Annotated in this window: 24 protein-coding genes and 1 riboswitch; of the genes, 12 read left to right on the top strand and 12 right to left on the bottom strand. The window is 64.9% G+C overall.

Annotation, left to right across the window (positions count from 1 at the left end; genetic code table 11):
- Positions 1 to 118 precede the first annotated feature (118 nt).
- Positions 119 to 598 (bottom strand): tol-pal system-associated acyl-CoA thioesterase, encoded by a 480-nt coding sequence (ybgC, locus tag J3489_RS14430; protein ID WP_206999092.1) that lies wholly within the window; start codon positions 596 to 598, stop codon positions 119 to 121.
- Between the two features lie 59 nt (positions 599 to 657).
- Complete coding sequence (gene ydfG, locus J3489_RS14425) at positions 658 to 1,404, bottom strand: bifunctional NADP-dependent 3-hydroxy acid dehydrogenase/3-hydroxypropionate dehydrogenase YdfG (RefSeq protein WP_206999091.1); 747 nt, start codon at positions 1,402 to 1,404, stop codon at positions 658 to 660.
- Between the two features lie 331 nt (positions 1,405 to 1,735).
- A riboswitch (ZMP/ZTP riboswitch) is annotated at positions 1,736 to 1,836 on the top strand.
- Between the two features lie 168 nt (positions 1,837 to 2,004).
- On the opposite strand from ydfG, the gene glyA reads away from it, so the two are divergent.
- From glyA to J3489_RS14390, 7 genes are all read left to right on the top strand, one after another.
- On the top strand, positions 2,005 to 3,252 hold the full coding sequence (gene glyA, locus J3489_RS14420; protein ID WP_206999090.1) for a serine hydroxymethyltransferase: 1,248 nt from the start codon (positions 2,005 to 2,007) through the stop codon (positions 3,250 to 3,252).
- Between the two features lie 6 nt (positions 3,253 to 3,258).
- Complete coding sequence (gene nrdR, locus J3489_RS14415) at positions 3,259 to 3,741, top strand: transcriptional regulator NrdR (protein ID WP_206999089.1); 483 nt, start codon at positions 3,259 to 3,261, stop codon at positions 3,739 to 3,741.
- Positions 3,742 to 3,901: 160 nt separating this feature from the next.
- The gene (locus J3489_RS14410; RefSeq protein WP_206999088.1) at positions 3,902 to 4,477 is read left to right on the top strand and encodes a GspH/FimT family pseudopilin; all 576 of its coding nucleotides are present in this window, start codon (positions 3,902 to 3,904) and stop codon (positions 4,475 to 4,477) included.
- A complete protein-coding gene (locus tag J3489_RS14405) occupies positions 4,474 to 4,896 on the top strand; it encodes a type IV pilus modification PilV family protein (protein WP_206999087.1) in 423 nt (140 codons plus the stop codon). The genes J3489_RS14410 and J3489_RS14405 overlap by 4 nt, the downstream gene beginning before the upstream one ends.
- Before the next feature lie 16 nt (positions 4,897 to 4,912).
- Positions 4,913 to 5,746, top strand: a complete 834-nt coding sequence (locus J3489_RS14400; protein ID WP_206999086.1) for a PilW family protein — start codon at positions 4,913 to 4,915, stop codon at positions 5,744 to 5,746.
- Positions 5,743 to 6,222 (top strand): pilus assembly PilX family protein, encoded by a 480-nt coding sequence (locus tag J3489_RS14395; RefSeq protein ID WP_242540025.1) that lies wholly within the window; start codon positions 5,743 to 5,745, stop codon positions 6,220 to 6,222. Before J3489_RS14400 ends, J3489_RS14395 begins: the two co-directional genes overlap by 4 nt.
- Positions 6,219 to 6,662 (top strand): type IV pilin protein, encoded by a 444-nt coding sequence (locus J3489_RS14390; protein ID WP_206999084.1) that lies wholly within the window; start codon positions 6,219 to 6,221, stop codon positions 6,660 to 6,662. The genes J3489_RS14395 and J3489_RS14390 overlap by 4 nt, the downstream gene beginning before the upstream one ends.
- Positions 6,663 to 6,689: 27 nt before the next feature.
- On the opposite strand, the gene J3489_RS14385 is transcribed toward J3489_RS14390, so the two are convergent.
- The 3 genes from J3489_RS14385 to J3489_RS14375 form a co-directional block, all read right to left on the bottom strand.
- Positions 6,690 to 7,154 (bottom strand): DUF3318 domain-containing protein, encoded by a 465-nt coding sequence (locus J3489_RS14385; RefSeq protein ID WP_206999083.1) that lies wholly within the window; start codon positions 7,152 to 7,154, stop codon positions 6,690 to 6,692.
- Between the two features lie 41 nt (positions 7,155 to 7,195).
- The gene (locus J3489_RS14380; RefSeq protein ID WP_206999082.1) at positions 7,196 to 7,585 is read right to left on the bottom strand and encodes a phage holin family protein; all 390 of its coding nucleotides are present in this window, start codon (positions 7,583 to 7,585) and stop codon (positions 7,196 to 7,198) included.
- Positions 7,586 to 7,722: 137 nt separating this feature from the next.
- On the bottom strand, positions 7,723 to 8,025 hold the full coding sequence (locus tag J3489_RS14375; RefSeq protein ID WP_206999415.1) for an ElaB/YgaM/YqjD family protein: 303 nt from the start codon (positions 8,023 to 8,025) through the stop codon (positions 7,723 to 7,725).
- Positions 8,026 to 8,343: 318 nt separating this feature from the next.
- Between J3489_RS14375 and J3489_RS14370 the strand changes: the two genes are divergently transcribed.
- The gene (locus J3489_RS14370) at positions 8,344 to 8,982 is read left to right on the top strand and encodes a peroxiredoxin (RefSeq protein WP_206999081.1); all 639 of its coding nucleotides are present in this window, start codon (positions 8,344 to 8,346) and stop codon (positions 8,980 to 8,982) included.
- 58 nt (positions 8,983 to 9,040) lie between these two features.
- Here the strand turns inward: J3489_RS14370 and J3489_RS14365 are convergent, their stop codons facing one another.
- Positions 9,041 to 10,231: an acyl-CoA dehydrogenase gene (locus J3489_RS14365; RefSeq protein WP_206999080.1), complete on the bottom strand. Its 1,191-nt coding sequence runs from the start codon at positions 10,229 to 10,231 to the stop codon at positions 9,041 to 9,043.
- 172 nt (positions 10,232 to 10,403) lie between these two features.
- Between J3489_RS14365 and J3489_RS14360 the strand changes: the two genes are divergently transcribed.
- A complete protein-coding gene (locus J3489_RS14360) occupies positions 10,404 to 11,213 on the top strand; it encodes an IclR family transcriptional regulator (RefSeq protein ID WP_206999079.1) in 810 nt (269 codons plus the stop codon).
- 14 nt (positions 11,214 to 11,227) lie between these two features.
- On the opposite strand, the gene J3489_RS14355 is transcribed toward J3489_RS14360, so the two are convergent.
- Positions 11,228 to 12,046, bottom strand: a complete 819-nt coding sequence (locus J3489_RS14355; RefSeq protein ID WP_206999078.1) for an EAL domain-containing protein — start codon at positions 12,044 to 12,046, stop codon at positions 11,228 to 11,230.
- A gap of 250 nt (positions 12,047 to 12,296) precedes the next feature.
- Between J3489_RS14355 and hmgA the strand changes: the two genes are divergently transcribed.
- Together hmgA and fahA are read left to right on the top strand one after the other, a co-directional pair.
- Entirely contained in the window at positions 12,297 to 13,619 is a 1,323-nt protein-coding gene (hmgA, locus tag J3489_RS14350) for a homogentisate 1,2-dioxygenase (protein ID WP_206999076.1), read from the top strand.
- Positions 13,616 to 14,905, top strand: a complete 1,290-nt coding sequence (fahA, locus tag J3489_RS14345) for a fumarylacetoacetase (RefSeq protein ID WP_206999075.1) — start codon at positions 13,616 to 13,618, stop codon at positions 14,903 to 14,905. Before hmgA ends, fahA begins: the two co-directional genes overlap by 4 nt.
- 24 nt (positions 14,906 to 14,929) lie before the next feature.
- On the opposite strand, the gene J3489_RS14340 is transcribed toward fahA, so the two are convergent.
- The 3 genes from J3489_RS14340 to J3489_RS14330 form a co-directional block, all read right to left on the bottom strand.
- Positions 14,930 to 16,594, bottom strand: coding sequence for a PQQ-binding-like beta-propeller repeat protein (locus tag J3489_RS14340; RefSeq protein ID WP_206999074.1), 1,665 nt, complete (start codon positions 16,592 to 16,594; stop codon positions 14,930 to 14,932).
- Positions 16,595 to 16,811: 217 nt separating this feature from the next.
- The gene (locus tag J3489_RS14335) at positions 16,812 to 17,984 is read right to left on the bottom strand and encodes an MFS transporter (protein ID WP_206999073.1); all 1,173 of its coding nucleotides are present in this window, start codon (positions 17,982 to 17,984) and stop codon (positions 16,812 to 16,814) included.
- 225 nt (positions 17,985 to 18,209) lie between these two features.
- Positions 18,210 to 19,025, bottom strand: coding sequence for a crotonase/enoyl-CoA hydratase family protein (locus J3489_RS14330; protein WP_206999072.1), 816 nt, complete (start codon positions 19,023 to 19,025; stop codon positions 18,210 to 18,212).
- A 133-nt stretch (positions 19,026 to 19,158) separates the two neighbouring features.
- On the opposite strand from J3489_RS14330, the gene J3489_RS14325 reads away from it, so the two are divergent.
- Complete coding sequence (locus tag J3489_RS14325) at positions 19,159 to 19,635, top strand: plasmid fertility inhibition factor family protein (RefSeq protein WP_206999071.1); 477 nt, start codon at positions 19,159 to 19,161, stop codon at positions 19,633 to 19,635.
- A gap of 60 nt (positions 19,636 to 19,695) precedes the next feature.
- Here J3489_RS14325 and J3489_RS14320 read toward each other — a convergent pair whose 3' ends face one another.
- Positions 19,696 to 20,670: a LysR family transcriptional regulator gene (locus J3489_RS14320; RefSeq protein ID WP_206999070.1), complete on the bottom strand. Its 975-nt coding sequence runs from the start codon at positions 20,668 to 20,670 to the stop codon at positions 19,696 to 19,698.
- A 526-nt stretch (positions 20,671 to 21,196) separates the two neighbouring features.
- Positions 21,197 to 21,427 (bottom strand): hypothetical protein, encoded by a 231-nt coding sequence (locus J3489_RS14315; protein ID WP_206999068.1) that lies wholly within the window; start codon positions 21,425 to 21,427, stop codon positions 21,197 to 21,199.
- Between the last annotated feature and the right edge of the window lie 28 nt (positions 21,428 to 21,455).

The following is a 21,455-nucleotide window of genomic DNA, read 5'->3' as shown; positions in this document are numbered from 1 at the left end:
GCTGCAAGGCTTTTCCAGGCTTTCAGTCGGGGACTCGAAAGCGTTCGCGGCCTCCCGCCGAACCATGCTTAGTATCGATGTGGGCGATACAAGTTCATTGGCAGTGTCTCAACGGTGTTTATGCACTTGCCGTTGACACGTTCGATGGATTTCCACTCGGCCCGCGCCGCAGCGCGGCGAGCACGGGCGCAGGAATCGCAGCGGGTTTCAGCGCGGCGCGATCGACGCAGCCGACGCGAATCTGGCCCGTCGCGAGCAGCACGTCGTCGCGCCAGGCCTCCTGCATGAAGTCGACTGACGCGCGACCGATCCGCTCGATGCGGCTCGCGATGGTCACCTCGTCGTCGAGACGGGCGGGCGCGTGATAGTCGAGCGCGGTACTCCTGACGACGAAAACGACTCCGTCCTCGCCGGCGAGCCGGCTTTGGTCAACGCCGCACGCGCGCAGCCACTCGGTGCGTGCGCGCTCGAAATATTTCAGGTAGTTCGCGTAGAAGACGATGCCGCCTGCGTCGGTATCTTCGTAATACACGCGGATCGGCCATGTGAAGCCGATTTCCGCTCCAGAACGGCTGGTGGTCAGTTTCATGCCCGGCATTTTACCGGAACGCGCGGGCGCGTCTCAAAACTCCGGGCGTCCCCAAAGATCGCATTCCCTCAGCCCCGATGCACCGAAAGTCCTGCGAACGATTGGGCGATCGGCATCAGTTCGATCATATTGATGTTGACGTGCTTGGGGCGCGTCGCGATCCAGTAGATCGACTCGGCGATGTCCTCGGGGGTCAGCGGCTGGACGTTGTCGTAGAGGCTCGCGACCTTGGCGCCGTCGCCCTTGAAGCGCACGCTGGAGAATTCGGTGCCGCCGCACAGGCCCGGTTCGATGTCGGTGACGCGCACCGCCGTGCCCGCCAGGTCCGCGCGCAGGTTCAGGCTGAAATGCCGCACGAACGCCTTCGTCGCGCCGTAGACGTTGCCGCCCGCATAAGCGTAGCTGCCCGCCGTGGAGCCGAGATTGACGATGTGCCCGCGATTGCGCTCGACCATGCCCGGCAAGAGCGCACGGGTGATGGTGACGAGGCCGGTGCAGTTGGTGTCGATCATCGTGTGCCAGTCGTCGAGATTGGCGCGTTGGGCGGGCTCGAGCCCCAGCGCGAGGCCGGCGTTGTTGACGAGCACGTCGACGGCGGCGAATTCTTCCGGCAGCGAAGCGGGCACCGCTTCTACGGCGGCGCGGTCGCGCACGTCGAGCTCGTAAGGCAGAAGGGCGGCGCCGAGTTCGGCGGCGAGCGCGTCGAGACGGTTTTTGCGGCGGGCGGTGGCGACGACGCGATGGCCGCCGCTGACGAATGCGCGGGCGATGGCGGCGCCGAAGCCGGCGGACGCGCCGGTGACGAACACGATCATTACTGCTCCCTGGTCGGGTCGGTGGATGGGGAAAGCGGAAGGTTGAGAGCCTACTTCCATTGCGATCTTGCGGCAAGAATGGCCTTTGGCCGATGGCGGGGCCAAAAAGCGGCTCGGCGTTCGCGCATGTCCGCAAACGATTGCGCGCGCCGGGCCCGCGCAGCGTTCCCGATGAAGCCCTGGCGGAAGGTGCCATTCGGACGTTTCGCGGGATCTGCCGCGGGGCCGGAAATCAGCCGTGAAGCCCGCCCCGCGGGGGCTTCGCACAGGGGTTCGAACCGGGTGCGTCATGCGGTTGCCTATTCAATGAGGTTCCAATAAACTAACGCGCTCATCCCTGCGTGACTGGCGATAGCACCCCATCGGGGGCAAGGTGGAGCCACCCACCGTGAAGCGCAGGGTGCCGTTTTGCCGTTCGCCTGGGCAGCCGTGAGCCGCGCGCCGTTGTTTGCGCTGCTGCTGGTTGCCGCGCCCCGCGTAACGGAACCTCAGGACTTCATCCGCCACGTCAGGGCTGGCCCAGCCGCCAGCAGCGCAGCGTACGATCGGTACGTATCCGCGCACGCTTCGGTCAACCTGCACACACTTAACGGAACCCGTATGTTTGACAGAGCCCAAAGCACCATCGCCGACGTCGATCCAGAAATCTGGAAGGCGATCGAACAGGAAAACCACCGTCAGGAAGAGCACATCGAACTGATCGCGTCGGAAAACTATACGAGCCCCGCCGTGATGGCCGCCCAGGGCTCGCAGCTCACGAACAAGTATGCCGAGGGCTACCCCGGCAAGCGCTACTACGGCGGCTGCGAATATGTCGACGTCGTCGAGCAGCTCGCGATCGACCGCGTGAAGGAACTTTTCGGCGCGGAGGCTGCGAACGTGCAGCCGAATTCGGGCTCGCAGGCGAACCAGGGCGTGTTCTTCGCGATGCTGAAGCCGGGCGACACGATCATGGGCATGAGCCTCGCCCACGGCGGCCACCTGACGCACGGCTCGCCCGTGAACATGTCGGGCAAATGGTTCAACGTCGTCAGCTACGGTTTGAACGAAGCGGAAGACATCGACTACGACGCCGCTGAAAAGCTCGCGCAGGAACACAAGCCGAAGCTGATCGTCGCGGGCGCCTCGGCGTTTGCGCTGCGCATCGATTTCGAGCGCCTCGCGAAAATCGCGAAGTCGATCGGGGCGTACCTCATGGTCGACATGGCGCACTACGCCGGCCTGATCGCCGCGGGCGTCTATCCGAACCCGGTGCCACACGCCGATTTCGTCACGACGACCACTCACAAGAGCCTGCGCGGCCCGCGCGGCGGCGTGATCCTGATGAAGGCGGAATACGAGAAGCCGATCAATTCGGCGATCTTCCCGGGCATCCAGGGCGGTCCGCTGATGCACGTGATCGCGGCCAAGGCCGTCGCGTTCAAGGAAGCGCTGTCGCCGGAATTCAAGGCTTACCAGCAGCACGTCGTCGACAACGCCCGCGTGCTGGCGGAAACGCTTGTCAAGCGCGGCCTGCGCATCGTGTCGGGCCGCACGGAAAGCCACCTCATGCTCGTCGACCTGCGCGCGAAGCACATCACGGGCAAGGCGGCGGAAGCGGCGCTCGGCGCAGCGCACATCACGGTCAACAAGAACGCGATTCCGAACGATCCGGAAAAGCCGTTCGTCACGAGCGGCATCCGCCTTGGTTCGCCGGCCATGACGACGCGTGGCTTCGGCGTGAAGGAAGCCGAGCAAGTAGGCAACTTGATCGCCGACTTGCTCGACAATCCCGAAGACGCGGCGACGATCGAACGCGTGCGCGCGCAAGTCGCCGAACTGACGAAGCGCTTCCCGGTCTATCGCTGATCGCCCATGCGCTGCCCCTTTTGCCGGCACGACGATACGCAAGTCGTGGATTCGCGCGTATCGGAGGAGGGCGCCGCGATTCGCCGGCGCCGCCGCTGCTCGGCTTGCGACAAACGTTTTACGACGTATGAGCGGGTCGAGCTGGCGTTGCCGGCGGTTGTCAAGAAGGACGGCAGCCGCACGGAATTCGACCGCCGCAAGATTGCCGCGAGCATGCGACTGGCGCTGAGAAAGCGCCCGGTGGCGGCCGACGCGATCGACGCGGCGGTCGCCCGCATCGAATACCAGCTTCTTGGCAGCGGCGAGCGCGAGGTGAAGAGCGACCGCCTCGGCGAACTCGTGATGAGCGAGTTGCGCCAGCTCGACACGATTGCCTACGTGCGTTTTGCTTCTGTCTACCGGCAGTTCGAAGATGTCTCCGAGTTCGCGGACATCATCGAAGAGGCCCGCCGGGCGGCGACGCCAGCCAAATCGTCGCGTAAGCGCTGATTCCTCGTATCGCTTCATCCCATTCCCTGCCTGCTTTTTCGCTGTGACACGACATTCTTGCGTGTGATTGCGCTCGTGCGCCACTAGGCCGAGCGGCCGATTGTGGAGTCCCGGCGTCACCGCTAGATTGGTCGCATGCGGACCGTGAGGAAACTTTGGAATGCAGAGCAAATTCGTGTCGGGAGCGCGGTCGCTGCGGGCCTGCTGCAGGGGCTTCACGCTCGTGGAATTGTTGGTCGTAGCAGTGATCGTTGCGCTTTTCTCGGTGATGGCGATGCCGTCTTTCATCGCGTGGCGAATGCGCGATCAAGTCGATGCGAGGGCGAGGGTGCTCGTTTCCAGTCTGACCTACGCACGCAGCGAAGCGATCCGGCGCGGCATGCGCGTCACGCTTTGCCGGATCGATGCCGCGCGCCGTTGTCTTGCGGCGCGCGCTCCGTGCGAAGGCGGTGCGCTCGATTGGTCGTGCGGATGGGCTGTGACTGCGGACGCGAACGCGGCGCCTTCCATTTTGCGCATGCAGCCGCGCGTTGCGGCCGTTGCCGTTAAGGGGAACGCTGCCGAAATCGCCTTTACTCCGCCTGCGGGACAGGTGATTGGCGGCTTCCGGAGTCTCGAGGTCGCGCCGCGCGACGTCGGAGCCGGCACGCGCGGCGACGGCTGGCATCGCTGCATCCGTATCGCCGCGGGCGGGCGCGCCCGGCTCACCGAAGGCCGCTGCGGGAGCGCGGCATGAAAGCGCGGTGGTGGCGTAAGGGGCGGGGCACAACGCTGCTCGAAGTGCTGGTCGCAGTCGCGCTGATGGCGGTAAGCGCGCTTGGCGTAATTTCCGCGCAGTTGTGGCTAGCGCGCGGCGAAAGCGAATTGGCGATGCGTGAGGGCGCCGTGTTGATCGCGGACTCGTTGGCCGAAGCGGCGCGCAATTTCACGCCGGAATCTGTCGCGCTGGAGCAATGGCGGACGCAAGCCGCGAGCATTTTGCCGAGTGCCGAATTGAGTGTCCGTGAGCAGGGCGGCCGCCTTGCTCTGTCGGTCGTGCGCTGGGCCGCTTGGCGGCGAGATTCGCGAGTGCCTTTCCATCGCCCGGTGGCGTGTGATGAAGCGGCGGTGTCTTCCGCGAGCCTGTCGTGCGCGTCGATCGCGTTCGTCCGATGAGTCGCATATGCACGGCATGGACCCCATTCGTGACCACGCCAAACGGCAACGCGGCCATACGCTGATCGAACTGATGATCGCGATGATGCTGGGGCTGATCGTGACCGGCGGCGCAGTGTCGCTCTACCGGTCGCAGCGTCAGGCGTTCTCGCAAGGGGCCGACGCGGCATCGATGCGCGATGCCGGCATGACCGCGCTGACGCTGATCGGCCAGCAAGTGCAAATGGCCGGCTTCGTGCCGCTCGATGCGTCGCCGGGCGGCTCGGCTCAAGCGGCGAACAGTCCCGCAGTCGTGCCGGCGCTCTTCGGCTGTTCCAGCGCGCGGCCAGTGGGTGCCGGCAGCACGCCGAATTGCGAGCCGCTCGCAAGCCGATCCGACGCGATCGTCGTGCGCTACATCGGCGACGCGGTGTCGACATGGCCGACAACGGCGGGGCAGGCAACCGACTGTCTAGGGCAAGGCGTGGGGGCTGCCGGCGCGCCCGAGCTGATCGTCAATCGCTACTACGCCAGGCTCAGCGGCTCGACGGGCGAGCCGGAGCTCTATTGCGAGGGCAACGGCAGGGCCGGCGTGGGTCAACCGCTCGTGGAGGGCATCGAGCGCTTGCGATTCAGGTATTGGCTGCAAGGGGCGTTGACACCGGTGGCTGCAAATATCGTGGCCGCCGACCAATGGAGCGACGTCGTCGCGGTCGACGTGTGCGTGCTCGCACGCGGCGCGCTGATGCAGCGGCGCGTGCGATATATCGATTGCGACGGCGCGGCGGTGATCGCCGCCGACCGGCGCGCGCGGCAGGCGTTCTGGCGCCGGGTTGCGGTGCGCAATAACGAGCCGGTGCCACCGCCATGAGCGTCGCGCTACCGATCGTCCTGACGATTTCGTCGATGATGCTGGCGACGTCCGCGGCATGGCTCGATACTTCGACCGCAAATATGCGGCGCGCCGCCAACATGCATGACTATCTGCAAGCGTTCCATGCAGCCGACGGCGCGCTCAAACTCTGCACCCGTGCGCTGCGCGCCGGCGTAGCGCCGAGCATGCCGCCCGTCGACCGCGAGCCAGCCGAGTGGAAGCGCGCGAGCGCATTCGACGGGCCGTTCGCGTTCACGCCACGCCCGCAATGGCCGGGCTCGGCGCGAGCGCCGCGTTGTCTGATCGAAGCATGGAAGCTCGTCAGCCGCCCGCAAGCAGAGGCTTATCTGCTGACGGCGCGTGGCTTCGGCGCGAGCCCGGCGACGCAGGTCTGGCTGCAGTTTGAAATCGTTTTTCATGAAGGGGCGATGACAGAAGCGCGCTGGCGGCGCATCGTCGCGAGCCCATCATGAGGGCCAATCCGTATCGGCGGCGCCGTAACGGCGTCACGATGCTCGAACTGGTCATCGCGGTGGCGATCGTCGCGATTCTGGCTGCATACGCCATTCCTTCGTATTGGAGCCACGTGGCGCGCGGCTATCGAATCGATGCTGCGGCCGCTGTCTATCGCGCGGCGCAATACATCGAAGCGAATGCCTTCGCCGGCGTTACGGCATTGCCGAGCGGGCTCGACCAGTCTCCGCAATACGGCACGGCGATTTACCGGCTGCGGCTCGAGCCGGGAGACGAGGTCAACGGCGGCTATGCGGTGGAAGCAAGGCCCGTCGATACCGGGCCGATGCGTGACGACACGTGCGGCACGTACAGGCTTGATGCGGCCGGCACGCGGTCGAACGGTGCCGTCGCTAAAGACGGCGCGCCAAGCACAGACGATTGCTGGTACACGCGCTGAAAGCGGTCGCGGATGCAGAAGGCGAAGCTACGAAGACGACGTGACGCCGTCGTCATCGTCTTGACGTGCCTTGTTTTGCTTGATTTGCCGCCAGATTCGATACGCTTCCCAGAGCGCGAGACCGAGGCCGCCCCACTTGAACGCGGGCTTTATGCCGGCCTTGAGGACGCCGCGAAGCGGCTTCGCGAGCAGCATCGAAGCGATCGAACTGACGAGCGGATATTGCGCGACAAGTTCGCTGAGACTCGCGTTGAGGCCTTTGCCCGAGCCGCGCAGTTGTTTGAAGCCAAAACCGGGCACAAGCAGCTTGAGCCAACTGAAATTCGAAACATTCCGCCGCAGGTCCGCGGTCGCTTGCCGGAGCTCCGCACGTTCGACGTCTGCGCGCAACAGCAATATTTCCTTACGTACCGCGCGCAGTTGCGGCGCGCTCAAGTCTTTCGAGAAGGTGCGCTTGCGGCGAACTGCGGAATCCGAAGAGTTCTGGCTCATGGGCGAGTGCGTGACGATTCAGGGGGATTCGGAGCCTGCGCTCACGGTTTGCGGAATGCTTCGCGGTCCTTCTCGAATTCTTCGAGCAGGCCTTCGAAGACGAGCGGCGCGTCGCGCAACCCGGAGCGCGCCCGCAGCGCGCAAACGAGCGCGGCGAGTGCGTAGACGATCGTGATGCCCGCAAGCGCCTGCCAGCGATAGGTGTCCCAGAACGCGATCGCGATCAGCACGGTCAGGCTGACGAGCGCCATCATGCCGAGCATCATCGCGGCCAGGCCGAGAAAGAGCACCACGAGCAGGCGTTCCTTTTCTTCCGCGAGTTCGATTCCGAGCAGTTCGAGCCGCGTCTGCAACAGCGCAAATACGGAGCCCAACATCCGACGCAATGGCCCATGTTGTGCGTGTTGCGATTGTGTTTCTTCGTTTGACATGGCTTGTGCGCGAGGCGTGCGGCAGATGCACCAAGAGAAGGCGACCGGCAGTTCGTGCGCCGGTTCGCCCGTGGCTGCGGGCAGGCCGTTCGATGGCTCGGCTTGCCTGACAGGCGTTCGCCTGCTTGGGGCCTTTCTTACTTGCGATTGATCAAGAGGCCGACCAGAACACCGACGCCGGCAGCGATGCCGATGGACGTCCACGGATGCTCGTGCACGTAGTCGTCGGTGGCGCGGACGGCCTTTTTACCCTTCTCGACGACAACGACCTGGACGTCCGCTGCCTTTTCCCTGGCCTGTTTGAGGCGGCTCAGCGCGGTTTCGCGCAGTTCCGAGGCACGTTCGCCCGTAGCGCTCGCGGCTTGCTTCAACAGGTCCTCGGCATCCGCGAGAACGGTTTTGATATCGGACATCAATCTCTCCTTGTTGACTTCTGACATTACAGCTCCCTTTTGTCGTGCCACGCGAACATCGTAACCAAACTAGCGGCGGCTGGCGAGCATGGCACCCCTAATGTGTGCCGTTCACGCACGGTGTGTTCCGAGCACGCCGGCGCGCGCCGGCTGGCCGAGCACGGGTGGAATTGAGTTGATGCGACCCGAAAAGTTTCTCTCAAATATGGAGGCATTACAAAAAATAATGTCGATGTGACGGAATATTCGTTCGTTGAGCGCGCCGATTTCCGTATATTCGTGGTTTCGACGAACCGTCGCTCGTTTTGCGCGAGCGCGGCTTTCCCGGACCTTCAAGGAGCCCCTATGAGTCTACGTCTTGGCGATATCGCACCGGATTTCGAGCAGGCATCGAGCATCGGCCGCATCAAGTTTCACGAATGGCTCGGCGGCAGTTGGGGCGTGCTTTTTTCGCATCCGGCGGATTTCACGCCGGTCTGCACGACGGAGCTCGGCCTGACCGCGAAGCTCGCGAGCGAATTCGAGAAGCGCAACGTGAAGACGATCGCACTGTCGGTCGATTCCGCCGAGTCGCACGTCGAATGGATCAAGGACATCAATGAGACGCAGGCCGCGAGCGTCGGCTTTCCGATCCTCGCCGACGGCGACCGCAAGGTCTCGCAGCTTTACGACATGATCCATCCGAACGCGAACGAGACGCTGACCGTGCGTTCGCTTTTCGTGATCGATCCGAAGAAGAAGGTGCGCCTCATCATCACGTATCCGGCGAGCACCGGCCGCAATTTCGACGAAGTGCTGCGCGTGATCGATTCGCTGCAGTTGACCGACAACTACCAGGTCGCGACGCCCGGCAACTGGAAGCAGGGCGACGATGTCGTGATCGTCCCGTCGCTGAAGGACGAGGAAGTCATCAAGCAGAAATTCCCGAAGGGCTACAAGGCGCTGCGGCCGTATCTGCGGCTTACGCCGCAGCCGAACAAGTAAAGCGGCGCGCGGTGGATGCGTGAGCAGGGCGCTCGCGCATCCACCGGACTCGGCAGAATCAGAAGAAGGCCTGAATCCCCGTTTGCGCGCGTCCGAGAATCAGCGCGTGAATATCGTGTGTGCCTTCGTACGTGTTCACGACCTCGAGATTGACCAGGTGGCGCGCGACGTTGAATTCGTCTGAAATGCCGTTGCCGCCCAGCATGTCGCGCGCGAGCCGCGCGATGTCGAGCGCCTTGCCGCACGAATTGCGCTTCATGATCGACGTGATTTCGGTGGCGGCGGTCCCTTCATCCTTCATTCGCCCCAAGCGCAGCACGCCTTGCAGGCCGAGCGTGATTTCGGTCTGCATGTCGGCGAGCTTCTTCTGGATCAATTGATTGGCGGCGAGCGGGCGGCCGAACTGCTTGCGGTCGAGCACGTATTGCCGCGCGGTGTGCCAGCAGGCCTCCGCCGCGCCGAGCGCGCCCCACGCAATGCCGTAGCGCGCGGAGTTCAGGCAGGTGAACGGGCCGCGCAGGCCGCTCACATTCGGCATCAGGTTCTCTTCGGGCACGAACACTTCGTCGAGCACGATCTCGCCGGTGATCGACGCGCGCAGGCCGACCTTGCCGTGAATCGCCGGGGCGGAGAGGCCCTTCCAGCCCTTCTCGAGAATGAAGCCGCGAATCGTGTCCTGGCCATTTTCCTCGAGCTTCGCCCAGACGACGAACACGTCGGCGATGGGCGAATTCGTGATCCACATCTTCGAGCCCGACAGCGAATAGCCGCCGTCGACCTTCTTCGCGCGCGTCACCATGCTGCCCGGATCGGAACCGTGGTTCGGCTCCGTGAGGCCGAAGCAGCCGATCCATTCGCCGGTGGCGAGCTTGGGGAGGTACTTGGCCTTCTGCGCATCCGAGCCGAATTCGAAGATCGGCACCATCACGAGCGACGACTGCACCGACATCATCGACCGGTAGCCCGAATCCACACGCTCCACCTCGCGCGCGATCAGGCCGTAGCTCACGTAGTTCAGGCCCGGGCCGCCGTACTGCTCGGGGATCGTCGGACCCAGGAGACCCAGCTCGCCCATCTCGCGGAAGATCTCGACGTCCGTTCGTTCGTGGCGGAACGCTTCGGTGACGCGCGGCCGGAGCTTGTCCTGCGCGTACGCCTGCGCGGCGTCGCGCACCATGCGTTCGTCTTCGGTGAGTTGCTGGTTCAAAAGCAGCGGGTCGTCCCACTGGAACTGGGCGGCGTCGGCCATGGCGGTATCTCCTGTGTCGATCAGACTTTGCGCTTTAGCGCTTAGTCTGATCCCATGCATCGCGGTCGATCAGACTTTGCGCTTTAGCACTTAGTGCTGGTCTCATACTTGACTGTAGTTCCGCTATGCGGAACAATGTTTTGCAAACCACGACCGAGTGTACCACCCTCCCATGTCCGCTTCCACTCCGTCCGATTTGGACGATTGCGCCGATTCCCCCGGTTCGATCGACGAGCGCAAGTTCGTCGTCGCCCTCGCGCGCGGCCTCGATCTGCTGCGCGCGTTCCGGCCCGGCGAGACGATGCTCGGCAACCGCGATTTCGTCGCGCGCACCGGTTTGCCGAAGGCGACGGTCAACCGGCTTGCGTACACGCTGACGGTGCTCGGCTACCTGCGTTTCGACGAAGCGCTCGGCAAATACGCGCTCGATGCGGGCGTGCTGTCGCTCGGCTACGCGCTGCTCGCGGGCACCGATACGCTCGAGCTCGCGCGGCCGCCTATGCGTGCGCTTGCACGCGAAGTCGGCGCCGCGGTGTCGCTCGGGTGCCGCGACGGGCTGGACATGATTTATCTGGAGACGATTCGCAGCGAAACCGCGTTGACGCTGGGGCTGGCATCGGGCTCGCGCTTGTCGATGCTCACGAGTTCGATGGGCCGCGCCTATCTGGCGGTGCAGCCGCTTGACGTCCGCACGGCGCTCCTTGCCGAGTTGAAACGCGCGGCCGGCGACGGCGCTCCCACGCTCGTCAAAGCAGCCGAGCGCGCGATCGAAGTGTTCGAAGACGAGCGCTGCTGCTATTCGTTTCGCGATTGGCACGAAGACGTGAACGCGGTTGCGGTGCCGTTTCGCGAACCGCGCGACGGACGCTGGCTCGTGCTGAGCTGCAGCGGGCCGGCGTCGTCGATGGGAGAGGACGTGTTTCGCGAGCGCGTCGCGCCGAGGCTCAAGGCGCTGGCGCGGCGGCTTGGGCAAGCGGAGTAGGGGGCGAGCCCGCCTCACACCGCCCGGTCGTGCGTCGTGAACAACGGCCCTTGCACGAAGCGCACGTCGTATTGCTGAAGCGTGTCGAACTGCGCTTCGTCAGCGACACGGCTGAAGATGAGCGGAATCTTGAGCCGGTTCGCGTAGCCCACGAGCGGCTTCACCATTGAATCGCGCAACGCCGCGCCCGCATCCATCTTGATGAAGTCGAGCCGCGCCATATCGGACACCGACAAGATGTGTCCCGCGTTCGGCAGATTCCCCGCCACCTTGAAGCCATAGAGCTGGTAGCTCTTCGTCAGATAGCCGAGAAACGTCCGGTGCGCGACCGCGGCGCTCGGCAGTTCGATCACGACCCGCGCCGGGTTCAGCCCGAACGACACCAAGACCGAAGAAAAATGCCGGCCATGGTCGTACTTCACGCTCTTCAAGAGCCGCTCGTGCACGCGCAGGAACAGGAGCCCGTGTCGCCGCGCGCCGAAGAAGTTGATCGCGTGCAGCGCGCGCGAAAGACGATCCAGCGCGACGAGTTCCTGGTCGTCGGCGACGGTATCGAACGGGTCGAAGGCTGTACCGTCGAGCCGTCGCGTGACCGCCTGAAAGCCCAGTTCGTCGCCGAAGCGATCGGCGCTGTCGGGCGACGACGTCAGCGTCTGCGGGATGCCGTGCATGCTGACGTCGAAGATGGGCTCATAGGCGCTGCCGATCTCGACATCGCGAAACCGCGCGCAGGCCGAACCGCTGTGCTCGCCTTCGCCCATCGCCAAGTGCCGGCCCAGGAACGGATGGCCGGCGGCATGGGCGACGAGCGCGGGAATGGTCGACGGGATCATTGAGGGGGTAGAGATGGCGCGAAAGTGCGGCAACAGGCCGCGTTTGTCGATGGTATCAGTCTGCGCGCCGCTGCTTTGAAAAATATACGCATAACGATTTCGAGCGTTTGCTCGTTGACCTAGGGTTTACGTTAATTTAACTATACGTAATTGGTTTTACTATGCGTAAATTGTCGGCCGACGGCGGTCCGCTCGCGTTTCGAGCGGCGTGAGCGCTTCGTTGCCGCTCGGGAACCCACGGAGACTAGACATGCAGACTTCCTCTCGCCACGAAATCGAACCTGGCTATCAGCCCGGCTTCGCGAACGAATTCGCGACCGAGGCGCTGCCGGGCGCCTTGCCGAGCGGCCGCAATTCGCCGCAGCGCGCACCGTACGGCCTTTACGCGGAGCAGATCTCCGGCACGGCCTTCACCGCGCCGCGCGGCCACAACCGCCGCTCGTGGCTGTACCGCATCCGCCCCGCGGCCGTGCATCAGCCGTTCACGCCGCTCGAATCGCACAAGCTCGTCGCGAACTTCCATGACGCGCCGCCGACCCCGCCCAACCAGCTGCGCTGGGACCCGCTGCCGATGCCGTCGGAGCCGACGGACTTCATCGACGGCTGGGTGACGATGGCGGGCAACGGCTCGGCCGATGCGATGAGCGGCTGCGCGATCCATCTCTACGCGGCGAACCGTTCGATGCAGGACCGCTTCTTCTACAGCGCGGATGGCGAGTTGCTGATCGTGCCGCAGGAAGGGCGCTTGCGGATTTTGACCGAGATGGGGCGCATCGACCTCGAGCCGCTCGAAATCGCCGTGATTCCGCGCGGCGTGCGTTTTGCCGTCGCGCTGCCGGACGGCAAGGCGCGCGGCTACGTCTGCGAGAACTTCGGCGCGCTCTTTCGCCTGCCGGATCTCGGGCCGATCGGCTCGAACGGTCTCGCCAACCCGCGCGATTTCCTGACACCGCACGCCGCCTACGAAGACCGCGAAGGTGCGTTCGAACTGGTCGCGAAGCTGAACGGCATTCTGTGGTGCGCGGACATCGGCCATTCGCCGCTCGATGTCGTCGCGTGGCACGGCAACTACGCGCCGTACAAGTACGACTTGCGGCGCTTCAACACGATCGGCTCGATCAGCTACGACCACCCGGACCCGTCGATCTTCCTCGTGCTGCATGCGCAAAGCGATACGCCGGGCGTCGATACGGTCGACTTCGTGATCTTCCCGCCGCGCTGGCTCGCGGCCGAGGACACGTTCCGGCCGCCCTGGTACCACCGCAACATCGCGAGCGAATTCATGGGCCTCGTGCACGGCGCCTACGACGCGAAGGCCGAGGGCTTCGTGCCGGGCGGCGCCAGCCTGCACAACTGCATGTCGGGGCACGGGCCGGATGCCGAAACGTTCGAGAAGGCGTCGGCGAGCGATACGAGCAAGCCGCACAAGGTCGGCGACACGATGGCGTTCATGTTCGAAACCCGCACGCTGATCCGCCCGACGCGCTTTGCGCTCGAAACCGCGCAGCTGCAGGCGAATTACTACGAGTGCTGGCAAGGCCTCGAGAAGCATTTCAATCCGGAGCAACGATGAGCGATCTTCAAGCAACCCGCGACGCGTCGCGCAAAAGCTGGCTTGCGTCGGCCAACGACGCTCAGTGCGACTTCCCGATCCAGAACCTGCCGTTCGGGATCTTCAGCGACAAACGCAACGCCGCGCCGCGAGCGGGTGTGGCGATCGGCGATTCGATCGTCGACCTCGCCGCGCTCGCCGACGCGGGCGAGCTCAAGCTCGCGCAGGGCGGCGCCGTGTTCGCGAAGCCCGTGCTGAACGACTTCGTCGCGCTTGGCCGCGACGCGTGGCGCAGCGTGCGGATTCAACTGAGCACGCTCTTCGAAGCGGGTTGCCCGACGCTGCGCGACGACGCCGCGCTGCGCGCGCGCGTGCTCGTGGCGCAGGCCGACGCGACGCTGCATCTGCCCGTCGACATCCCTGGCTATACGGATTTCTATTCGTCGAAGGAACACGCGACGAACGTCGGCTCGATGTTCCGCGATCCGAAGAACGCGCTCTTGCCGAACTGGTCGGAGATGCCGATCGGCTATAACGGGCGGGCGTCGTCGGTGGTCGTGAGCGGCACGCCGGTGCGGCGGCCGAATGGTCAGTTGAAGCTGCCCGAGCAGGAGCGCCCGGTCTTCGGCGCGTGCCGCAAGCTCGATATCGAGCTGGAGACGGGTTTCATCGTCGGGCGCGGCAATGCGCTCGGCGAGCCGATCGCCTGCGCCGACGCGGAGGATCATATCTTCGGCATGGTGCTCCTGAACGACTGGAGCGCCCGCGATATCCAGCAATGGGAATACGTGCCGCTCGGCCCGTTCAACGCCAAGACCTTCGCGACGACCATCTCGCCGTGGATCGTCACGCTCGATGCGCTGGAGCCGTTTCGCGTCGCGCAGCCGAAACAGGAGCCGGAGCCGCTCGCCTACTTGCGGCACGACGGCAAGCACGCGTTCGATATCGAGCTGGAAGTGCGCTTGCGTCCGGCTGGTGCCATCAAAGCGACGACGATCGCGCGGACCCAATTCAAGCACATGTACTGGTCGATGGCGCAGCAGCTCGCGCATCACACGGTGGCCGGCTGCAACACGCGCGTCGGCGACCTGATGGGCTCGGGCACGATCAGCGGGCCCACGGCCGGCTCGTTCGGCAGCCTGCTGGAGCTGACCTGGAACGGCCAGCGGCCGATCGAGCTGGCCAGCGGCGGGACGCGCTCGTTCATCGTCGACGGCGACACGCTGACGCTCGCCGGATGGTGCCAGGGCGACGGCTATCGCGTCGGCTTCGGGCTGTGCGAGGGCACGATCCTGCCCGCGCGGTAAGCGTGCCTCGGGCTGCTTTTCGAGTCAGTGGCTGCCCAGCAGCCCGAATACCGCCACGCCGGTCGTCGTCCCCACGTAGACCTTGCCGTTCGCGATCATGGGCGTGATGAACTTGTTGCCCTGGCCGAACTGGTCGCGCGCATTCGCCGCCTGGGTGCTGTTGTACAGCTCGTGCGAGAGGTTCGTCGCGTCATAGGCGTACAGCCCGGCGATATTGCCGTTCATCGCCACCCACACGATCCCGTTCGACGTGCCGTTCGCCGAGATGCTCGGCGTCGCGCCCGGCGTGCCGAAGCTCTCGGCCGACTGGCTGCTCGGCGCCGTCGCCACCTGCGCGTTGGCCACCGCAAACGCCTTGATCTTGTCGCCGATCGAGCCGAAGTAGATCGTGTCGTTGAAGTACGCGGGCATGCCGAACTCCGGCCCGACGAGCTGTCCGTTGATCTGCTGATAGATGTTGTTCGTGCTCGAATTGAATTTGCCCATCGAGTCGCGATTCACGACGTAGATGTTCGAGTCCTTGCCCGCGCCGACCGCGAGATGGCGGACGTTGCCGCTCGCGTCGGTCTGATCCGGCAGCACCAGCGCGCCGCCCGAGCCCAAATCTTCATCCGCTTGCGATTCGGCCGCCGTGTTCGACATGTTGAAGTAGTCGGAGACGGTCAGCCCGTTCGTCGTGCCGAGCTTCAGGAATGCGTTGCCGTAGTCGCCCTGCGACGGGAAGCCGTTTGCGGTGAGCGTCGTGTCGAAGGTGCCGTTCGCATCGAGGAAGTAGATCGACTGGCCGTCGGATGCCATGCCCGCGCCGCTCATCCAGATCGAGCCTTCGGTGCCGTTCGGCGTGAGGCTCAGCACGCTCGTCTGCAAGAGCGTGTCGGCGCTGTAGGCGATCACCCAGCCGTTATAGGGTTCGTTGTCGCAGTGCGAAGTCCAGCCCGTGTAGATGATGCCGTTCAACTCCAGCAGCGACTGGCGCTCCGCGTATTGCTGCGGATTGAACGTGACGACGCCGCCCGAGCCGTTCGGGCTGTTGCCGGGGTAGGACGCCTTGATTTCCGTCGGGCCGCCGAAGAGCTCGGCGCCCGTCGTGATGTCGAGCGCGTGGATGCGCTGGTGATAGCCGCCCGACGAGTCCTTCGACATCGCAACGACATAGATCGCACCGTTCGGCCCCTTCGAGCGGTCGATGACGGGCGTCGAGGTAATGCCGATCATCGGCGTGATCTGCAAGCACCCGAGGTCGTCGCTCGGCGTCTCGTTCGTGCCGAGCGTCGAGGCCTTCCAGAGCACGGCGCCGTTGTCGGCATCGAATGCGTACACGCTCGCATTCTCGGTCGCGACGTACAGCACGTTGTGCGTGCCGCCCGCGATCTTCAGCGACGCCAGGTAGAGCGGCTCGGCATCGATCTTGCCGTCGGCGGTATCGAAGCCGATCTTGCCGAACGTCGCCGAGTTCACGTTGGCGAGCGTGAGCGTCGTCTCGGCGAGCTGCTGGCCGGTGCGGGCGATGTCGTTGTGATAGGTCACGACGTCGGCGGCCATCGAAGCGGTTCCGCCCGACGAGCCGCTGCCCGAGCCCGTTCCGGCGCCTGAACCGGAGCTCGAACCGCCTCCACCGCCGCTGCAATTGGCGAAGATGGTGACGATCAGCAGCGCGAAAACGCGCTGCGGGCAACTCGAGCGTTTCATGTGCGCTCCCCCAACGCCTGCGCGTGTCGGCGCTGGCCGCAGGCGTGCGAACGTACCGCGTGCTGGTGAACCAGCGGGGCCGGCGGATCCGACAGCGGTTCAGCGATTATCCCGCTGCCGCGCCCGGTGCATGGCCGGCTGCCGAGGCTATTGGCGGGAAAGAGGGAGGGTTTGGCGGGAAGTGCGGCGCGCGGCGCGCCGCGCTACATCGAGCGCATCAAGTCGGTGCGCCGGCCGGCATCCGCCGCGTGCGCCGCTCGAGCTGCACCGACCACACCGTCAGCGCCAGCGCCGCAATGGCCATTGCCACGCCGACCCACGGCAGCGAGGTCAGCGGCGCGCCCGAGCCGATCGCTATGCCGCCGAGCCACGCGCCCGTCGCATTGCCGAGGTTGAAGGCGCCTTGATTGAGCGTCGACGCGAGGTTCGGCGCATGGCTCGCCCGATGCACGATCAGCATCTGCAGGGGCGGCACGATCGCGAACGCGAGCACGCCCCAGAAGAAGATCGTCGCCATCGCCGGATAGGCCGAGTGCAGCGTCCCGGCGAAAATCGTCAGCACGACGGCGATCGCGAGCAGAAAGGCAAGCAGCGACGGCATCAGGCGCCAGTCGGCGAGCTTGCCGCCGAGCGTGCTGCCGGCCGTGAGGCCGAGCCCGAAAAGCAGCAGCACGAGCGTCACCGCGTGCGGCGTGAAGCCCGTCACGTCTTCGAGGATCGGCGTGATGTAGGTGAAGACCGAGAAGAGGCTCGCCGACGCGAGCGCGCTGATGCCGAGCACCATCAGCACCTGCGGGTCCTTGAGCACGCCGAACTCGCGCACGAGGCTCGTCTCCTGCATCTCGATCTGCGCGGGCAGGCAGACGGCGAGCGCGAGCGCCGCGAGGACGCCGATGCCCGTCACGGCCCAGAAGGTCGCGCGCCAGCCGAATTCCTGCCCGAGCGCGGTGCCGAGCGGCACGCCAAGCACGTTCGCAAGCGTCAAGCCGGTGAACATCAGCGCGATCGCCTGTGCGCGGCGGTTCGGCGCGACGAGGCCTGCCGCGACCACCGAGCCGATCCCGAAGAACGCACCGTGGCAGAACGCGGTGACGACGCGCGCGGCCATCAGCACCGCGTAATGCGGGGCGATCGCGCACAGCAGGTTGCCGACGATGAAGACGCCGATCAGACTCATCAGCGCTTTCTTGCGCGGCATGCGGGCGGTGGCGATCGCGAGGATCGGGGCGCCGATCGTCACGCCGAGTGCGTAGCCGGAGACGAGCATGCCGGCCGCCGGGATCGTCACGTCGAGATCGCGTGCGACGTTGGGCAGGAGCCCCATGATGACGAACTCGGTGGTACCGATTCCAAACGCGGCAACGGCGAGGGCGAGAAGGGGCAACGGCATGGCGGGGGACTCAGGCAGAACCCTCCGGCGCGCGTTTCGAAGCGAGAGCGCGGGCGCCGGCTAGGGAAAACAGGTAAGGGATTCTACCTAAACCGAAATCGGCTCGCCGGGGCGCAAGCGGGACTGTTGCGGGGATGCTGAAACCTCTGCGGGGCGGGGGTTTCCGCGTGGTGCGACACGGCGGCCACGGCCGCTTTGCCGCACAGCGCGGGCTCGGCGGCGGCCTCAGCCGCCGCTGTTCGGCTCTCCATGCCGCCCGGCGCCCGCGACGAAGCGCGCCGCGCCCGCGAGGCCTTCGTCCAAGACTGCCCGATAGCCGCCCGCGCCCTCACGGCGCAACGCTTCGGCCAGATCGCCCAGCGCGCTGTTTTCGAGCGCTGAACGCCGGTCGGCGAGCAACGCGGCCTGTGGAAACGCCGCAAGCTGCGCGGCGAGCGCCACGGCCGCCGCGCGCGCCGTGCCCGGCGGCACCACGCGGTTCGCGAGACCGATGGCGAGCGCTTCGGCCGCATCGACCGCGCGCCCCGTCAGGATCAGGTCCAGCGCGCGCGACAGGCCGATCAGCCGCGGCAGCCGGATCGTGCCGCCGTCGATCAGCGGCACGCCGAAGCGGCGGCAGAACACGCCGAGCACGGCGTCTTCCTCGACGACGCGCAGATCGCACATCGCGGCAAGCTCGAGACCGCCCGCCGCCGCGTGCCCCGCGATCGCCGCGATCACAGGTTTCGTGAACGCCATGCGCGTCGGCCCCATCGGCCCAGGGCCGCTGCCGTCGGCATGCAGTTCGTTGCGGCGCGCGTCGTCGCCGAGCGCGGTGAGATCGGCGCCTGCGCAGAACGTCCCGCCGGCGCCGAACAGCACGGCGGCGCGCCAGCCAGGCTCGCTTTCGAAACGCTCGAATGCGGCGCGCAGTGCGTCGGCGGTCGGCCGGTCGACGGCATTGCTGCGATCGGGCCGATCCAGCACGATGGTGGCGACGGTGTCCTCGGCTTCGAGCCGGACGTGAGCGCCGAAGTGCTCGGTGAAGTGCTGTGTGCTCACGCGCGTCTCCTGGTCGGCCAATGCTTTCCTACACTGTCATAGAAGCGTCACGATGGCTTGCTAGTCTGCAACGCCATTTTTAAGCGAGCGCTGCTTTTTGGTGCGTTGCGCACGGCTTTTTGAGTGCCCGTCTATGTTATCCCCCGAGTCCCATCGCGAAGTCGCCGCGGATGCCGATCCCGTCTGGATCGTTCCGTTGCCCCGCCATTCGCACTATGACCACGTCCGCTTGAAGCGCGTGTTCGTGGACGACGGCACGCGCCACCAGGTCGTGATGGTCGACGCGCACAAGCTGCTGCAATGCGCGAACCGCGACGATACAGACTACGTTCTGAAATCCGTCGACGATTGGCATGCCGGCAAGATCAGGGGCATCCGCGAATTTCTCGATCCGGACAACGCGCGGATTCCCGAGATGCCCTACGTGACGATCACTCAGCGCAAGAAGCGCAGTCTCATGGGCTGGCTCGGCATCGAGCACGAAGGCGTGGTTGGGTTTCGCAACGGACAGCACCGCGCGCGCTACCTGGCGTACGCCGGCGCCGAGACTTTTCCCGTCGAAGTGGCGGAGCGCGAAGCGGAGCTGTTGATCAGCTTGTGCGGCGCCTGACGCGGCTGCTGAACAGAACCGCACGCACGGTGTGCCTCCCGTTATCGGAGGCGGCCGCCGTCATGACGGCACGCCGTGCAATTCATGAAGCGTCGCCGGAATCCGTCTTGTGCTCGCGTGGCCTCGGTCGACCGGCTCGCCGCTGTCGAAATGCTCGAGCGTGTGGTCGATGAAGCTGCGTGTTTTCGCGGGCAGGAATTGGCGCTCGGGGTAGACGATCGACACCTTTGCGTCAGGGGCGTCGATCACGTAGTCCTCCATGATGCGCTTGAGCTCACCGACCGCAAGGTCGTCCGCGACAAACGGCAGCGGCAGGATCGCGATGCCCATGCCGGCGAGCGCGGCAAGACGCACCATCGGCACGCTGTTGACGGTATAGACGGGCGGCAGGCTGACCTCGTGCACGCGCGAGTTGCGGTCCATCAGGCGCCAGGCCGGCTCGTGCTGGCCGGCCGGCAGCGAGACGAACGCGTGCCCGGGCAGCTCGCACGGCGCGTGCGGCTCGCCGTGCTGCGCGAGATAGTCCGGCGACGCGCAGGGGACGAGCGCATGAACGCCGAGCGGGTGCTCGACGAGCGCGGCGTTTTGCGCTCGGAAGGCGGTCACGATGGCGACGTCGTAGTTGTCGCTCGCGAGGTCGGCCTGGTGCTCGGCGAGCGTCAGGCGGATCTTGACCGACGGATAGCGCCGGCGAAAGCCGTCGATGAGCGGCGTCACCCGCAACGGCGACAGCGCCGCGGATACCGCGACTCGCAACGTCCCGCTCGGGCCGTGCTCGGCACTCGCCACCGTGGCGTCGAGCTGGTCGAGTTCCTCGAGCATCGAGCGGCAGCCCTCCAGGTAGCGGAGTCCCGCATCGGTCAGCGAAAGATTACGGGTAGTCCGATTGATAAGCCGCGTATTTAAATGCGATTCGAGCATGGCAATGCAGCGCGTAACAAACGCATTCGAGACTTCGAATTGACGTGCGGCACGGCGAAAACTCCTCGTTTCGGCAACGCCGACAAAGACCCGCATGGCTTGAATTTGATTCATGGTATTAACGAAATAGTCTGGCTATTTGATTGGCCGGATCGCATAATGTAATAGTTGTAGAAAACGCTGTATTTCTGCATCAATTCGACATTTCGTCAATGATCAATTACTGTAAAAAATCACGTTGACACTGGCTTAAAATCAGAATAGGTATTATCCCCCCTGCCTGGTATAAAAGTCTGAGGAATACTGGGGCTGGTGTTTAACTCGACTGAAATCTACAAGATGGGATGAATGAGCGGTGTACTGATGTGTACGCCTGGCCGCTTAACGCGGCTGACGGTTGCGCAGTGCCGCTTTGCGGTCTCTTTGGCGCGATGGGCGATATTAAACTCAATCGTGAATTTGCTTTCGTTGATTGTCCGTCCGCTTTCAAACTAGCCGGTCCCAATATGTGACTGTTTAGTTAATTTGGCGGACGCCTGCTTCGAATTAATCGAGTCGCGGAGAGCGCCTGAAAATGATCGACGAATGGCTAAGCGAGCGGCCCGAATTTGCGTTGTGTGCCAGTCTCGCGCACGGTTATCTAATTGGTTCGTTCAAGGTCGGCCCCATTCAGCTTGGCGGCGTTTGCGGCGCGTCGATTGTCGCACGGGTGCGTCGGAAAAGCGGCGTCCGCATTAATCCCGATCTGAAAAATAGCGCTTTTGCCGTATTCAATTTCGCGCTGGGATTTACCGGCGACCCCCGATTCTTTGCCGATGCCGGCCGCGGCCGGCGCAAGCTCGGCGGCGACGGCGCGCTCGAAGGCGCGCACGGCACGATTGGGCCAATGAGCGGGCAAT

It is taken from the genome of Trinickia mobilis, assembly GCF_017315705.1.
In the GTDB taxonomy this organism is placed as follows: Bacteria; Pseudomonadota; Gammaproteobacteria; order Burkholderiales; family Burkholderiaceae; genus Trinickia_A; species Trinickia_A mobilis.
Note: the sequence above shows the minus strand (reverse complement) of the source record. Positions and strands in the feature narration are given on the sequence as shown.

Bases quoted from the DNA above. Each gene is read 5' to 3' on its own strand.
- J3489_RS14405 (WP_206999087.1), top strand. From the start codon at position 4,474: ATGAAAGCGCGGTGGTGGCGTAAGGGGCGGGGCACAACGCTGCTCGAA.
- J3489_RS14380 (WP_206999082.1), bottom strand. From the start codon at position 7,585: ATGTCAAACGAAGAAACACAATCGCAACACGCACAACATGGGCCATTG.
- J3489_RS14320 (WP_206999070.1), bottom strand. From the start codon at position 20,670: ATGAATCAAATTCAAGCCATGCGGGTCTTTGTCGGCGTTGCCGAAACG.
- glyA (WP_206999090.1), top strand. From the start codon at position 2,005: ATGTTTGACAGAGCCCAAAGCACCATCGCCGACGTCGATCCAGAAATC.
- J3489_RS14385 (WP_206999083.1), bottom strand. From the start codon at position 7,154: ATGAGCCAGAACTCTTCGGATTCCGCAGTTCGCCGCAAGCGCACCTTC.
- J3489_RS14400 (WP_206999086.1), top strand. From the start codon at position 4,913: ATGGACCCCATTCGTGACCACGCCAAACGGCAACGCGGCCATACGCTG.
- fahA (WP_206999075.1), top strand. From the start codon at position 13,616: ATGAGCGATCTTCAAGCAACCCGCGACGCGTCGCGCAAAAGCTGGCTT.
- nrdR (WP_206999089.1), top strand. From the start codon at position 3,259: ATGCGCTGCCCCTTTTGCCGGCACGACGATACGCAAGTCGTGGATTCG.
- ydfG (WP_206999091.1), bottom strand. From the start codon at position 1,404: ATGATCGTGTTCGTCACCGGCGCGTCCGCCGGCTTCGGCGCCGCCATC.
- J3489_RS14360 (WP_206999079.1), top strand. From the start codon at position 10,404: ATGTCCGCTTCCACTCCGTCCGATTTGGACGATTGCGCCGATTCCCCC.
- J3489_RS14370 (WP_206999081.1), top strand. From the start codon at position 8,344: ATGAGTCTACGTCTTGGCGATATCGCACCGGATTTCGAGCAGGCATCG.
- hmgA (WP_206999076.1), top strand. From the start codon at position 12,297: ATGCAGACTTCCTCTCGCCACGAAATCGAACCTGGCTATCAGCCCGGC.
- ybgC (WP_206999092.1), bottom strand. From the start codon at position 598: ATGCCGGGCATGAAACTGACCACCAGCCGTTCTGGAGCGGAAATCGGC.
- J3489_RS14410 (WP_206999088.1), top strand. From the start codon at position 3,902: ATGCAGAGCAAATTCGTGTCGGGAGCGCGGTCGCTGCGGGCCTGCTGC.
- J3489_RS14375 (WP_206999415.1), bottom strand. From the start codon at position 8,025: ATGTCAGAAGTCAACAAGGAGAGATTGATGTCCGATATCAAAACCGTT.
- J3489_RS14390 (WP_206999084.1), top strand. From the start codon at position 6,219: ATGAGGGCCAATCCGTATCGGCGGCGCCGTAACGGCGTCACGATGCTC.
- J3489_RS14365 (WP_206999080.1), bottom strand. From the start codon at position 10,231: ATGGCCGACGCCGCCCAGTTCCAGTGGGACGACCCGCTGCTTTTGAAC.
- J3489_RS14340 (WP_206999074.1), bottom strand. From the start codon at position 16,594: ATGAAACGCTCGAGTTGCCCGCAGCGCGTTTTCGCGCTGCTGATCGTC.
- J3489_RS14355 (WP_206999078.1), bottom strand. From the start codon at position 12,046: ATGATCCCGTCGACCATTCCCGCGCTCGTCGCCCATGCCGCCGGCCAT.
- J3489_RS14395 (WP_242540025.1), top strand. From the start codon at position 5,743: ATGAGCGTCGCGCTACCGATCGTCCTGACGATTTCGTCGATGATGCTG.
- J3489_RS14335 (WP_206999073.1), bottom strand. From the start codon at position 17,984: ATGCCGTTGCCCCTTCTCGCCCTCGCCGTTGCCGCGTTTGGAATCGGT.
- J3489_RS14325 (WP_206999071.1), top strand. From the start codon at position 19,159: ATGTTATCCCCCGAGTCCCATCGCGAAGTCGCCGCGGATGCCGATCCC.